The sequence below is a fragment of the Lichenifustis flavocetrariae genome (genome assembly GCF_026130545.1).
GTDB classification, from domain to species: domain Bacteria; phylum Pseudomonadota; class Alphaproteobacteria; order Rhizobiales; family Beijerinckiaceae; genus Lichenihabitans; species Lichenihabitans flavocetrariae.
Map to the genome: position 1 here is coordinate 202,496 of NZ_JAMOIM010000007.1, position 12,802 is coordinate 215,297.

Genomic DNA, 12,802 nt, shown 5'->3' on the forward strand with positions numbered 1-12,802 from the left:
GCCGCTTGTAGGCTCGGTGGAGGGTGCCTCCGTAAGAGGTTGCCGTCTCAGAGGCCCTGTGATGGAGGCGCCCGCGGCGTTCAAAACGTCCGGCGCGGATCGAGCCGATCCCGCAGCCCGTCGCCCAGCAAGTTGAAGCCGAGCACCGCGAGGGCGATTGCCAGACCTGGCGCGATGGCCATCCACGGAGCCTGGCCGAGGTAGGTCTGGGCTTCGTTCAGCATCCGGCCCCAACTCGGGGCTGGCGGCGGCAGGCTCAGGCCGAGGAAACTCAGGCCTGCCTCGACCAGGATCGCGAGGCCAAGCTGTACGGCGGCCTGCACCGCGAGCGTGCCGGCAATGTTGGGCAGGATATGGTCGCGGGTGATGCCGAAGCGGCTCTGTCCCGCCATGGTGGCGGCAAGACAGAAATCCCGCGCCCAGACGGTCACGGCAGCGGAATAGGAAACACGCGCGAAGACCGGAACAGCGAAAACGGCGATCGCCAGGATGGCCGTCCCGGCGCCAGGTCCGATCAGGGCCGCGATCATCAGCCCCGAGACGAGCGCCGGGAACGCGAACAGAAGGTCGGCGACGCGCATCAGAGTTTGGCCGAGCCAGCCGCGCATCGCGGCGGCCGTGGTGCCGAGCAGAACCCCGACGATCAGGGCGAGCGCAATCGACGCGCCGGCGATCGTCAGCGAGTTCCAGGCCCCCGCCATCAGCAGGGACACGATGTCGTGGCCGAGCGCATCCGTGCCGGCGAGACCCGAGGCGAGCGGCGGCTTCAGGCGCAAGGCGATCCGCATGCGGGTCGGCGGTTCAGGGGTCCAGATCCGCGACAGGATGGCGATCCCGACGAAGGTGCCGGTGATCAGGGCGCCGGGCAGCAGGCCCGAGCGCCACGCGGTCACGCGCCTCATCCGCGTCGAAGACGCGGATCGAGCCAGGGCTGCGCGAGGTCGACCAGCATATTGACGCCGATCACCAGGGCCGCGAACAGGAACGCGACGCTCCGCATGACGACGAGGTCGCGCTGAGCCAGCGCCTGATAGGCGAGCCGCCCCAGGCCGGGCAGGTTGAACACGGTCTCGACCAGCACGGCGCCGGCGATCAGGAACGATACCTGCAGGCCGACGATCGTCAGCACCGGCATGATGGCGACCGGGAGCGCGTGACGCCACAGGACGCGCCCTGCGCTCACGCCCTTGGCCCGAGCGGTCCGGATGAAATCCTCCGTCAGAACCTCCAGCACGGCCGCCCGTGTGACGCGGCTCAGCACCGCCGCCTGCGGCAGCGCCAGCGCGACCGCCGGTAGCAGAAGCGATCGGACGCCTGCGGCCGGATCGTCCCAGCCGCCGAAGCCGCCGGCCGAAAACCAGCGGAGCGTGGTTGAGAAAACGAGGATCAGCATGATGCCGATCCAAAAATCGGGCACCGCCATGCCGAGTTGTGCCGCCGTGGAGGCAGCCCGGTCGGGCCATCGATGCGCCCGGCCGGCCGCGAGAACCCCCAACGTCACGCCGATCGACACCGCCAGCGTGAGCGCGATGGCGGCAAGCGGAAGCGTCACGGCAAGGCGCTCCAGGATGAGCCCGCGCACCGGCACGCCATAGGCGGCGGAGTAGCCGAGATCGCCCGAGACAGCTCCCGCAATCCAGCTGCCGTAGCGCAGGTAAGCGGGGCGGTCGAGGCCGAGTTGATGGGCCATGGCGGCCATCGTGTCGGGCCGCGCCGCGGTCCCGAGCAGGATCGCGGCGGCATTGCCGGGGAGCACGTCAAGCACCGCGAAGACCGCCAGGGACGCGCCGAACAGCGTCACGGCCGCGGACAACAGCCGACGCCCGAGAATGCGCGGCAACGAGGACGGCTGGGTTCCGGGCGACAGGCGCGGATCTCCGGGTGCGAAAGCGTCGGCGCTTTATCGGTCGGCGGATCGGCTCTGTCCATCCAAGTACGGCATTGAAACGTCTCAGGGCGGATCGAGGACACGCCTGTCCGGTCCGTCAACGATTGGGAAACCTTGTTTGTGCGACTGTGCGGGTGCCGGCCAAACCGGCATTGCCGCATGAGGATTTACGGGTGAAACGCAGCGCGCTTTCCGGTGCCGTCGCGGCTTTTGTCGCGCTTCAGAGCGTCCCGGCACGGGCGCAGTGGTTCGATGACGAGGGCGGCTGGTCGATCTTCTCGTTCCATCGTTACGGCGGCGACGTGAACCGCCCGGGGTCGAGCCCGGACCGCCCCTATTGGCACGGTGATGACGCCGTGCCGCTCGGTCTCAGATGGCGGGACCTTGAAGAAGCCAAGGCCGAGGCGGCCGCGCAGGACGCGGCGGCAGTGTCGGCCTCGGTGGCAATCGCGGTGGCGGCGCCCCCTCGCCACGCGCGCCGACACCATACTGTCGCTCGTCGACGGATCGCGCCTCGTGTGGCCGCCAAAGACTGTATCCCGGTCGTGGTGCCGAAGCCCTGAACCAGCCCGCCTACGGCCGACGACCTGTTGACGTGTCGGCCGAAGTCCGGGCGGAAGGAGCCGAGCCGCCGCAGGCCTCACTGTCTTCCGAAATGTTCCACGCCATCGCGACTGCGGCGGCGGTCGAAGCCCGTCACAGCAGGGCCGGCGTCCAGGGCATGTCCACCTTGGCATAACCATTGCCGCGCCGCTCGATCGTCATGAAGCCCGGCATGTTCAGATGCATGCCGGCGATCAACAGCCGGTCACTCGCCGCCTGATCCAGCACCTTCATGCGGGTGGCTCGCGCCTGATCGGGATCGACATCGAAGCCGATCGTCACCTCGGGCCGGGCAACCTGGATATCGGCCATGTGGACGATGTCGGTCCAGATCAGCAGGTTGTCCTTGCCGGACGAAATGTGGAAACCGGAATGTCCCGGCGTGTGACCGGGGAGCGGCACGAGCGAGATGCCGGGCACGACCTCGCCGCCCGACACCGGCCGCAATCGGCTCTCATAGGCGTCGAAGGCCGTGCGGGCCGCGACGAAGAAGGGTTTCGCGTCCTCGCCAACCGAATTCATGATCGTGTCGTCGCGCCAGAACTTAAGCTCGGTGTCGTTGACCACGACATCGGCGTTCTTGAACAAGGGTTGCCCATACAGCGTCAGACCGCCGACATGGTCGACATGGCCGTGACTGATCAGAATCGTGTCGACGCTGTCGGGTTCGACCCCGGCCGCCGCGAGAGCGACCGGGAAACGCCCGCCCCAGCCGGAAAACCCGCCGGTCCCGGAGTCGATCAGGATGGTGCGCCCTCCGCCCTGCACGACGAAGCTGGCGATAGAAATGTGGGGGAGCGGGGGCCGGTGAGCGGCTTCGAGCATGCTGGCGGCATCATGGGCGTCGATTCCCTGGAGGTAGGAGAATGAGCCGTCGAGGAAGCCGTCGCTCAAATAGGTCACGACGAAATCGCCAACCTTGCGGCGGTTGAGTGAAGGAGCTTGAACGTCGGGTTGGTCTGTCATCGGGGACTCCAAGAAGATTATGCAGGGACAGAGATTGGTGCGGCCTACCTGCCCGAACACATGTAGCCCCCGCTGCGCCCGCTAGTTCACGGACGGCGCTTGGGGATTGGCGGATGGCAGCTGCGGCACGAACAGCGCATCCGTCGGTTGCAATGGGGGCAGGGACTTGCCGCCCTCCGGGAAGGCGTTTTCCCAGCCTCCCCCGAGCGCCTTGTAAAGTGCCACAAGATCGGTCGAGATGCCGGTGGTGGCCTGCGACAGATTCGTCTGCGCCTGCAGCAACGTCTGCGAGTTCTGCAGAACGGTCGTGAAATTGTCGACGCCCTGGGTGTAGCGGGACCGCGCGAGTGAGAGCGCCTGCTGGGCATCGGCGACCTGCCTTTGCAAGAGTGCCCTGCGGCCCTGGTCGCCCTTGAGGCTGGCCAGCGCGTTGACGACATCGTGCCAGGCCTGGAGCACGGCCTTTTGATACGTCACGGCGGCCTCCTGCTGGCGAGCCTCCTGCAGCACGAGGTTGGATTTCAGCCGGCCTCCCTCGAAGATCGGGATCGACACGCTCGGCCCCACATTCATGTACTGGAGCGAGCTCGCCTTGAAGACGTTCCCGGGGTCGAGCGCATTGAACTGAGGGCTCCCGGTGATGGTCACGGTCGGGAAGAACTGGGCCACCGCGACGCCGATCTGCGCCACAGCCGCGTGAAGCTCGGCTTCCGCGCGCCGGATGTCCGGCCGGCGCCGAAGGAGATCGGACGGGACGCCGATCGGCACGCGGGGCGGCGACGGCGGCACCGCGCGATCGGCAATCAGCTCCTGAGACAGAGCGAGCGGCGGCTGGCCCAGCAGCAGGCTGATGGCGTTGATCTGCTGGATCTCCTGCTGCTGCAATTGCGGCAGCTGCGCCTGGATCGCTTCCACCTGCTGGGCGGCGCTCGATGTATCCAGGCCCGTGACGAGGCCGCGCTGCTGGCGCGTCCGCACGACGTCCAGGATCTCCTGGTTCACCTTGATGTTGGCCCGCGCGATGCGGATCATGTCCTGCGTGCCGCGCAGTTGCACATAGTCGCGCGCAAGCTCGGCGAGGTTCGAGACGAGGGTGTCGCGGCGCGCCTCGGCCGAGGCATCGACCTCCGCCCCCGCGGCCTCGACCGAGCGGCGCACGCGGCCCCAGAGGTCGAGCTCCCAGGAGGCGTCGAACCCGGCCGTGTAGCTCTCGAACGGCGTTCCGAGGCCCTGCGTCAGGCTTGCCGGGACAGCGCCGCTGTCGGTGACCTTACTGACGATCCCGTTCTGGCTGTATTGCTGACGGTAGATATTGGCGACACCATTGACGGTCGGCAGGGCCGCCGCCGCCGCGGTGCCGAGTTGCGCCCGGCTTTCCGCGAGCCGGAAGGTCGCCGTGCGGACGTCGAGGTTCTGATCCGCCACGCGGGCTTCGAGCCGCGTCAGGATCGGGTCGCGGAACACGCGCCACCAATCGACGTCGGGGGGCGCCGAAGTCGTGCCCTTGAGCACCGGGAGCGGCGTACGCACGGGCGTGCCCGTGTCCAGGAAGGTGCGGCTTTCGGCCATCTGGGGCAACGGCGCCACGAAATCCGGGCCGACGGTGCAGCCTGGCAGCGCGGGACCAAGAATAGCCAGTCCCAAAAGTGCGGTAGACGCGCGCCACGAACGCATGGATCGAAAAGACTTCATCATCTCAGTGTCCGCCCCCGCCGCCTTCGGCCTTCTTGGCGGAAATGAAGAAACACAGGGGCACAACCAGAGCCGCGATGACGGCCGTGTATTGGAACACATTGCCATAGGCGAGGATCGCGGCCTGGGTTTGATACGTCTGGTAGGTGTGCGACACGGCGGCGTCGTGCACCCCGGCGGCCGCCCGGCCGAGTGTCCGCAGGGTCTGTTCGCTCTTGGCGATGTAGTCGTTGTAGCCCTGGTGCAGGGGCGTCATGAAACCTGAGAGGTGAGCTTGGTCGCTCTGCCGGCGCTCGACAACGGCGGCCGACGAGAGCGAGATGCCGACCGAACCCGAGACGTTGCGAAACATCGAGAACAGCGCCGCGCCGTCGCTGCGAAAACGTTGCGGCAAGGTGAGATAGGCGATGGTGGAGATGGGCACGAAAAGAAATCCGAGCGCCGCTGTTTGCAAGGCTCGCATGAAGACCAGCGTGCCGAAATCGACATAGGGCGTGAGAAAACTCGAATACATCAGCGCGAATGCCATGAGGGCGAAGCCGAACATGACGATGAAGCGCGTCTGGATGAATTTCATCAGCCGCCCCACAATGGGGATCAGGATGATCACCACGATGCCGCCCGGCGACAGGATCAGCCCCGCGTTGATGGCCGGATAGCCGAGTGTTCCCTCCGCGAATTGCGGGATGAGCACCGCGCTGGCGTAAAGGATGCCGCCCATGGCACCGATCAGCACGCAGCCCATGGTGAAGTTCTTGTCCTTGAACACGTCGAGGTTGATGATCGGGTGCTTGGCGGTGAGCAGCCAGCAGATCGCGCCAAAGATGCCGATGAAGGCAAAGATCGCCAAGGTGACGATAAGGGGCGAGCCGAACCAGCCATCGTCCTCGCCGCGATCGATCATGAACTGCATCGAGCCCAGCCCCAGCACGATGAGCGACAAGCCGATATAATCGATGCCCCTTTTGGGCCTGCTGGTCTTCTCCTTCTCCCACGGCGGGTCTTCGACCATGAGCCCGTTGAGGAAGACGGCCAGGATACCTACCGGGATGTTGACGAAGAAGATCCAGCGCCATGTCGAGTGTTCAACGATATAGCCCCCGAGTGTCGGTCCGAGCACCGGCGCCACGATGGTGGCGATGGCCGTGACCGCGAAGGCGGCGCCGCGCTTGGCTGCGGGAAACGTGTCGAGAATGATGGCTTGCTGGCTCGGCTGCAGGCCGCCGCCGAAAAACCCCTGGAGGAGGCGGAACACCACGATCTGCCCGAGGCTCTGTGAAATGCCGCACAGGAACGACGTGACCGTGAACATCGCGATGCAGATGATGAAGTAGCGCTTGCGTCCGATCGTATCGCTGAGCCAGCCCGACACCGTGAGCACGATCCCGTTCGCCACGAGATATGAGGTCAGCGCGTAGTTCGCCTCGTCGTTCGAGGCCGCGAGCGTGCCGGCGATATAGGGCAGCGCCACATTGACGATGGTGGTGTCGAGAATTTCCATGAAGGCCGCCATCGTCACGACGACGGCGATCAGCCACGGGTTGAAGCGTGGGGTCCAGGCGGCCGCCGCTGCGCTGCTCACTTCAGCATCACGGTTGGAACGACGCTGATGCCGAGCGGCAGCGGTTCGTCCGGCTTCAGGCCGCTATCGATCACGATCTTGACCGGCACGCGCTGCACGATCTTGATGAAATTGCCGGTCGCGTTCTCGGCCGGGAAAGCCGAAAATTTCGAGCCCGATCCGTGCTGGATCGAGTCGACATGGCCGCGCAGATCGAGATCCGGATAGGCGTCGACCGAGATCGTGACCTGCTGCCCGGGGCGCATGCCGTCGAGTTCGGTTTCCTTGTAATTGGCTGTGACCCACACATCCGTGGTGACGAGCGACATGATCTGGGTGCCGGAGGTCACATAATTGCCGGTGTTCACATTGCGCCGGGTCACCCAGCCATCCTGGGGCGCCCGCACGACGGACCATTCGACGTTGAGGTTCGCCTGGTCGAGGCGCCCCTTGGCCTGTTCGGCCTGGCCGCGCAGCTGGCTCACCTGCTCCTGCGACTGGCCGATGTTCTGCTGCACGGGCTCGGCTTGCACGACACGCGCCTCGGCCTGGTCGACCTGGGCCTGGGCCTGCTGGTAGTTCGAGGTCGCGGTGTCGACCTCCTGCTGCGTCGTGGCCTGTCTGGGCAGGCTCTTCTGGCGGTCGTAGTTGGACTTCTGCAGCAGAAGATTGGCTTGCGCCGATTCGAGATTGGCTTTCGCCAACTGCAGGCTAGCCGGGAAATTCTTCTTCGCGATCTCGACGCCGAGCTGCTGGTTGGCGATCTGCGCATTGTTGGAATCGAGCGTGCCCTGCGCCTGTTCACGGTCGTAGTTGAATTGGCGCGGATCGATCCGGATCAGCACGTCGCCCTTGTGAACGAACTGATTGTCGTTCACTTCGAGCGCTACGACCAAGCCCGACACCTGCGGCGCGATCGAGACCGTGTTGCCGTCCGTGTAGGCATCGTCGGTGCCGACCTTGAAACGGTGGGAAAACCAATAGTAGACGCCGCCCAAGATCCCCAGCAGGGCCACCACGGCGACCAGACCGATGATGAGAGGTCTGCGCTTGCGCCGGCTCTCCTGCGCGGCCGCGGCCTCATCTTGGCCTGACTTGTCTTTGTCCTTCGATCCTTTGTCGGCCGATCCTTTGTCGGCATCGGACGTCGCCTCGCCATGCTTGGTGTCGCGGCTCGATGCGGAGCTGTCTTCGGTCTTCCTTCCCTCGGAACGCCGATCGTCGTCTCGCTCGTCCCGATGGTCGCGGCTGTCATCGCGATCATCGTTGTCCCGCCGTCTTGATTCGCCTCGGCGTTGACGGTCGTCGCTGCGGGTACCCCGATCGGCGCGCGGCTCAGCGCGGTCGTCGGCATCATCCTCATCGGAATCGTCGCGATAGCGACCGCTGCGCCGCCCTCTGTCGTCCCCTTTGCCGAGATCGATGACGTCGCGCCCGCGCCGGCCACGACGCGTGTTTGGTTCATCCCCCTCGTCATCGCGATCGGCATTATTCGCCATGCAGGATCATCCGGGACTTGCTGCGACTTCGAGAAGGCGGCACACTATTACCCGTACCGCCCAGTTCGGTTAATGAATTGTTAAGGGTGTTGGTGTCAAGAGACGTTGACGATCGTCCACAATTTGACGCCTCACCCGTAGCACGCGGTGAACGCCGGCGACGCGAGATCGTGGTCGTGGCGGAACGGGTTTTCCTCATGCGTGGTTTCGGAGCCACGACCATGCAGGTCGTCGCCGCCGAGGCCGGCGCCTCGAAGGAAACCCTCTACCGCCACTTCGGCAGCAAGGGAGACCTCTTCGCCGAGGTGGTCGGAAACCGGGCGAGACTGCTGCGCGAGAAGCTCGACGCCGACTTCGACCGGCCGCATGCCATGGCCGAGGTGTTGCGCGATCTCGGCACGAACCTTCTCACCCATATGAGCGGGCCTGAGGTGATGTGCCTCCTACGGATCGTCATTTCCGAGGCACCGCGCGACCCGGATCTCGGACGCATCTTCTTCGCGTCCGGGCCCGAAAGGACACGCAAGCGCCTCGCCGAATATTTGGAGGCGGCCCGCGCGCGCGGCGAGTTTCATGGCCGGAGCGCGGCGCTTGCGGCCAACATATTTTTGGCGGCGGTGGTGGGTTCGCTGCATATGGTGAACCTCACGCTGCACGACCCGCCTGTTCTCACTCCCGCCGAGATCCGCGAGAGGGTGGACGAAGCCGTGGCGATGTTCCTCAACTACTACGGTTGATCGGCGTCGACCGCCCAAAGTCCGCTTCGCCACCCTCCCGAGGGTCGCGGCTGTCCGACACTTTGGTCCGTGTTGGGCCCGCGAGAGGCCGCGCTCACGGCCTGTGACAAACGGCTTCGATCCTGTTGCCGTCAGGATCCAACAGGAACGCCGCATAATACGCGCCATGATATTGCGGCCGCAGGCCCGGCGGTCCGTTGTCGGCCCCGCCGTTGGCCAGGCCGGCATGCCAGAACGTATCGACCGCCTGGCGCGTGCTGGCCTTGAAGCACCAATGACGCCGAGGCGCATCGTCGGGCTTCGGTCCCAGCCGGATGGACAGATAGGTTCGGTCCGGATGCCCGGCATCACAACGTTCTCCATAGCCGATCCAGGCGTCCGCATGGTCCGACCCGACCTTGCTGACGCCGAGCGCGAGCAAGACCGCATCGTAGAAACGTTCGGCTTCGGAGAGATCCGAGACCGTGATGGAAACATGGTCGAGCATGAGGCGTTTCCTCCTTGTGATCGAGGGCCATTTCGGGGTCGCAACGATGAGGTGAGAAAAGCCCAACCAGGAACCTGAGTGATACCCGCTTGGTTTCCCGATCTCGTGACATGGCTTACCGTGGTGCGACACGCTCACATTGCCCTGAGGCTCTTCAATTTACCGCGCCCCGCGCTGTCCCTCGGCGATGCGATGGGTGGGGCGGCTTGGCTTGCGGGCCAGCCTGGGCTAACCTAGCATCAGGCTGGCTACGGGAGGTGATGGCGTCATCGTGAGAGTCGCTCCAAATGATCCCTCCCGGGATTTCGCGCGCACCAGCTCGATCGACTGCCCTGCACCCCGAAAACGCGGCGACGTGAGAGTGTTGCGCGACGCCGCAGTCTACGCGTCGCAACTCACAGATATCCTCGCTCTTCAAGACGAGCGGCCCGTTCCGCTTCGTGACCTCGAACCGGCCTCCTGCCCCTTTTGCTGATGTCCCACACCGGCCCCAAGCTTTTGATGACAGCCGATGCCGTCGGCGGCATCTGGACCTATGCGCTCGACCTCGGACGTGAACTCGCGCGACAAGGCGTGGGCGTCCATATCGCCGTGCTGGGCCCGGCGCTCGACGCCACCCGACATGCCTCGGCCACCGAAGCCGGTCTGACGGTGACGGATCTCGGCCACGCGCCCGAATGGCTCGCCAAGGATGCGGGCGAGCTGGCACGGGCCGGCGAGGCTTTGGCGGCCCTGGCCCGCCGCGAGGCGGTTGATCTGGTTCATCTCAATCATCCCGCACTGGCCGCCGACGTGACATTCGACCAGCCTGTGATCGGCATCTGTCATTCCTGCACGGCGACGTGGTGGCAGGCCGTGAAAGGAACGCCGCTTCCGGCGGAATTAGCGTGGCAGAAGGAAGCGGTTTCCCGTGGCTACCGGGCCGCGGGCCTGCTGGTCGCCCCCAGCCGAGCCTTCGCCGAAACGACACAGGCGACCTACGGGCTCGACCATCTGCCCGAGGTCATCCACAACGGCCGTGCCCCGGTGCGCGAGGAGACCTCCGCCTCCGCCCCCGTCGAGGCGGTCTTCACCGCAGGCCGGCTGTGGGACGAGGGCAAAAACATCGCGATCCTCGACCGCGTCGCGGCCCTGACCACCGCGCCGTTCCGGGCCGCCGGCCCGACCGAGGCCCCGTCGGCGGGATCGATCGATCTCAAATATCTCGAAAACCTAGGCTCATTGCCGGAACCGGAGATCCGCCGCAACCTGGCTGAGCGCCCCATCTATGTCTCGGCGGCTCTTTACGAGCCGTTTGGATTGTCGGTGCTGGAAGCCGCGCAGGCGGGCTGTGCCCTCGTCCTCGGTGACATTCCGAGCTTGCGCGAGATGTGGAGCGACGCGGCCCTGTTCGTGGACCCACATGATGCCGAGGCTTTCGCTGCGGCGATCGGGCGCCTCCTGTCCGACGAGGTGCTCCGGGCCGACATGGCGGTCGCGGCCGAGAACAGGTCGCGAGTCTTCGGCCTCGAGGCATTCGTGGCCGATACGATGGCGCTCTACCGCACCCAATCCCGCGCCTTCCTGGACCGAGGCCGCGCGGCCTGACCTTGGCGTCGCGCGCGACCTCGATAACTGAAAGCGGCCACTGGCGTCGCGTGGCCGGCGACCGGCAGGCCGCATTATGCCTTGCTAGGTTTAATGCTCGCTCGACGACGACAGCGTCTACTGACCTGCATGAGGCTCGACGGGTGCCGTGTCCCTTCGCCCCGCAAGCGACTATCGAATCCACACATTGTCAAAAGCCTGGTGCGGTTTTCTCCCCTCCCTTGTGGAGAGGGGTTGGGGGGTGAGGGTCGCGACGAACGCGCGGTTTCCTTCAGGAAGCCAAGCTTTCTCCCATTGCGACCCTCACCCCTAACCGCTTGCCACAAGGGAGAGGGGAATTCCGGGAAGCTCGCTAAGATGTGGGAATGCCGCAGCCGCAAGCGGGGCGAAGGGTCAAAACCCGATATCCGGCCAGGGCGACCCGTCGAAACTCATGCAGCTTGGTCTTATTCCCGTGACTGCACGCGATCCCGAGCATCGTTCACGGTCCGGTAAAGCCTTGCGTCACATTTTATCTGCCTTTCCCCGGCAGATCCTGCCGGTCCCGCGGTTCTGCAGGTGGTTGGCCATTGATCGATGTTCTGAAGAAAGGTTGGGCGAAGTTGCTCTCGGCGGCGCTGCTCATGCTGCTCGTCGCGGGCTGCGCCGCCGAGATGGAGCAGGTCAAGACCGGCACGGTCTACCCGCAAACGCTGGCCCTCATGGAGTCCATGAACATGGACCGTGGGGCGCCGATCTTCGTCCGCATCTACAAGCAGGAGAGCACACTGGAGGTCTGGAAGCAGGACCGCGGCGGAGCCTTCCGGCTACTCAAGAGCTATGCCATCTGCCATTTCTCGGGCGCGATCGGACCCAAGAAGGCCGAAGGCGATCATCAGGCACCTGAGGGATTCTACGAAATCGGTCCCGGCCAGATGAACCCGCATTCGCGCGAGTATCTCTCCTTTAATCTCGGCTACCCCAACGCCTTCGACCGCTCGTATGGCCGTACGGGCGACTCGCTGATGGTGCACGGTGGCTGCCGGTCTGTCGGCTGCTACGCCATGACCAACGAGCAGATGGAAGAAATCTACGGCCTCGCCTACGAGGCGTTCCACGCCGGACAGGATCGCTTCCAGGTCCAGGCCCTGCCGTTCCGCATGACGGCCGACAATCTCGACCGCGCGCGCACGGATGCCAATGCGCCGTTCTGGGAAAACCTCAAGGAAGGGACCGACTACTTCGACCGCAACCTGCAGCCGCCGGACGTGTCGGCTTGCAACGGCCGCTACGTGTTCGATGCGCAGACGGCAATGACACATTTGAGCGGCGGAGGGAGTTGTACGCGGCTGTGAGGACACTCCGGTCGAAACGCGCCAACGGGCCGGATGCGTGACAGGAGAGATGTCAGCGGCGTGCCCGCCAGTCAGGTGATCATACGAGAATGGAGGCCAGTCCGGGATCACGCGGCTCGGGCCTTCTCAAAAGCACGAGCGACAGCTTCAGGCTCATGAGCAATCGTCGCGAGGTAGGCCAGGGCCATGCTGTCCGGTACATGCCGACCCTGTTCCCAATCGCGCAAGCGGGTCACCGCTATGCCATAGGTCTCAGCGAAGGCGGCTTGCGTCATGCCGCGCGATGCCCGCACGGCGCGCACAGCCCTGGCGGTCTGCATCCGTTTCAACTCGGCATTGGTCAGCGGAGGATTGTCGGGGTCGCTTTCGGCGTTTTGCTCAATCAGATTGGGCGTGAGCGCGTCGAGAGCGGTCAACTGCTCCGACGTCAGTCGCGGAGGGTTGGCCG

12 protein-coding genes are annotated in these 12,802 nt (G+C 65.2%); 4 read left to right on the forward strand and 8 right to left on the reverse strand.

Going from position 1 to position 12,802, the window contains the following annotated elements; all coding sequences use genetic code 11:
• Positions 1-80: 80 nt before the first annotated feature.
• Both M8523_RS12925 and M8523_RS12930 read right to left on the reverse strand, forming a co-directional pair.
• On the reverse strand, positions 81-902 hold the full coding sequence (locus M8523_RS12925; protein WP_282585280.1) for an ABC transporter permease: 822 nt from the start codon (positions 900-902) through the stop codon (positions 81-83).
• On the reverse strand, positions 899-1,840 hold the full coding sequence (locus M8523_RS12930) for an ABC transporter permease (protein WP_282585281.1): 942 nt from the start codon (positions 1,838-1,840) through the stop codon (positions 899-901). Before M8523_RS12930 ends, M8523_RS12925 begins: the two co-directional genes overlap by 4 nt.
• 221 nt (positions 1,841-2,061) lie before the next feature.
• Between M8523_RS12930 and M8523_RS12935 the strand changes: the two genes are divergently transcribed.
• On the forward strand, positions 2,062-2,451 hold the full coding sequence (locus M8523_RS12935) for a hypothetical protein (protein WP_282585282.1): 390 nt from the start codon (positions 2,062-2,064) through the stop codon (positions 2,449-2,451).
• 133 nt (positions 2,452-2,584) lie between these two features.
• On the opposite strand, the gene M8523_RS12940 is transcribed toward M8523_RS12935, so the two are convergent.
• From M8523_RS12940 to M8523_RS12955, 4 genes are all read right to left on the reverse strand, one after another.
• Positions 2,585-3,457, reverse strand: a complete 873-nt coding sequence (locus M8523_RS12940; RefSeq protein WP_282585283.1) for an MBL fold metallo-hydrolase — start codon at positions 3,455-3,457, stop codon at positions 2,585-2,587.
• Positions 3,458-3,538: 81 nt separating this feature from the next.
• A complete protein-coding gene (locus M8523_RS12945; RefSeq protein ID WP_282585284.1) occupies positions 3,539-5,152 on the reverse strand; it encodes an efflux transporter outer membrane subunit in 1,614 nt (537 codons plus the stop codon).
• 1 nt (position 5,153) lies between these two features.
• On the reverse strand, positions 5,154-6,731 hold the full coding sequence (locus M8523_RS12950; protein WP_282585285.1) for a DHA2 family efflux MFS transporter permease subunit: 1,578 nt from the start codon (positions 6,729-6,731) through the stop codon (positions 5,154-5,156).
• Positions 6,728-8,209 carry an HlyD family secretion protein gene (locus M8523_RS12955; RefSeq protein WP_282585286.1) on the reverse strand — a complete coding sequence of 494 codons (1,482 nt, stop codon included), beginning with the start codon at positions 8,207-8,209 and terminating at the stop codon, positions 6,728-6,730. The genes M8523_RS12950 and M8523_RS12955 overlap by 4 nt, the downstream gene beginning before the upstream one ends.
• Before the next feature lie 176 nt (positions 8,210-8,385).
• Here M8523_RS12955 and M8523_RS12960 point away from each other — a divergent pair, with 176 nt between their 5' ends.
• Positions 8,386-8,946, forward strand: a complete 561-nt coding sequence (locus M8523_RS12960; RefSeq protein ID WP_282585287.1) for a TetR/AcrR family transcriptional regulator — start codon at positions 8,386-8,388, stop codon at positions 8,944-8,946.
• A 94-nt stretch (positions 8,947-9,040) separates the two neighbouring features.
• On the opposite strand, the gene M8523_RS12965 is transcribed toward M8523_RS12960, so the two are convergent.
• Positions 9,041-9,433 carry a VOC family protein gene (locus tag M8523_RS12965; RefSeq protein ID WP_282585288.1) on the reverse strand — a complete coding sequence of 131 codons (393 nt, stop codon included), beginning with the start codon at positions 9,431-9,433 and terminating at the stop codon, positions 9,041-9,043.
• 501 nt (positions 9,434-9,934) lie between these two features.
• Here M8523_RS12965 and M8523_RS12970 point away from each other — a divergent pair.
• Both M8523_RS12970 and M8523_RS12975 read left to right on the forward strand, forming a co-directional pair.
• Positions 9,935-11,020 carry a glycosyltransferase family 4 protein gene (locus M8523_RS12970; protein ID WP_282585289.1) on the forward strand — a complete coding sequence of 362 codons (1,086 nt, stop codon included), beginning with the start codon at positions 9,935-9,937 and terminating at the stop codon, positions 11,018-11,020.
• A 569-nt stretch (positions 11,021-11,589) separates the two neighbouring features.
• On the forward strand, positions 11,590-12,354 hold the full coding sequence (locus M8523_RS12975) for a L,D-transpeptidase family protein (RefSeq protein ID WP_282585290.1): 765 nt from the start codon (positions 11,590-11,592) through the stop codon (positions 12,352-12,354).
• Between the two features lie 107 nt (positions 12,355-12,461).
• Here the strand turns inward: M8523_RS12975 and M8523_RS12980 are convergent, their stop codons facing one another.
• The gene (locus M8523_RS12980) at positions 12,462-12,770 is read right to left on the reverse strand and encodes a helix-turn-helix domain-containing protein (protein WP_282585291.1); all 309 of its coding nucleotides are present in this window, start codon (positions 12,768-12,770) and stop codon (positions 12,462-12,464) included.
• Positions 12,771-12,802: the final 32 nt, after the last annotated feature.

Excerpts from the sequence above, each read along its gene's own strand:
- M8523_RS12970 (WP_282585289.1), top strand. The coding sequence starts at position 9,935 with ATGACAGCCGATGCCGTCGGCGGCATCTGGACCTATGCGCTCGACCTC.
- M8523_RS12940 (WP_282585283.1), bottom strand. The coding sequence starts at position 3,457 with ATGACAGACCAACCCGACGTTCAAGCTCCTTCACTCAACCGCCGCAAG.
- M8523_RS12925 (WP_282585280.1), bottom strand. The coding sequence starts at position 902 with ATGAGGCGCGTGACCGCGTGGCGCTCGGGCCTGCTGCCCGGCGCCCTG.
- M8523_RS12965 (WP_282585288.1), bottom strand. The coding sequence starts at position 9,433 with ATGCTCGACCATGTTTCCATCACGGTCTCGGATCTCTCCGAAGCCGAA.
- M8523_RS12945 (WP_282585284.1), bottom strand. The coding sequence starts at position 5,152 with ATGATGAAGTCTTTTCGATCCATGCGTTCGTGGCGCGCGTCTACCGCA.
- M8523_RS12955 (WP_282585286.1), bottom strand. The coding sequence starts at position 8,209 with ATGGCGAATAATGCCGATCGCGATGACGAGGGGGATGAACCAAACACG.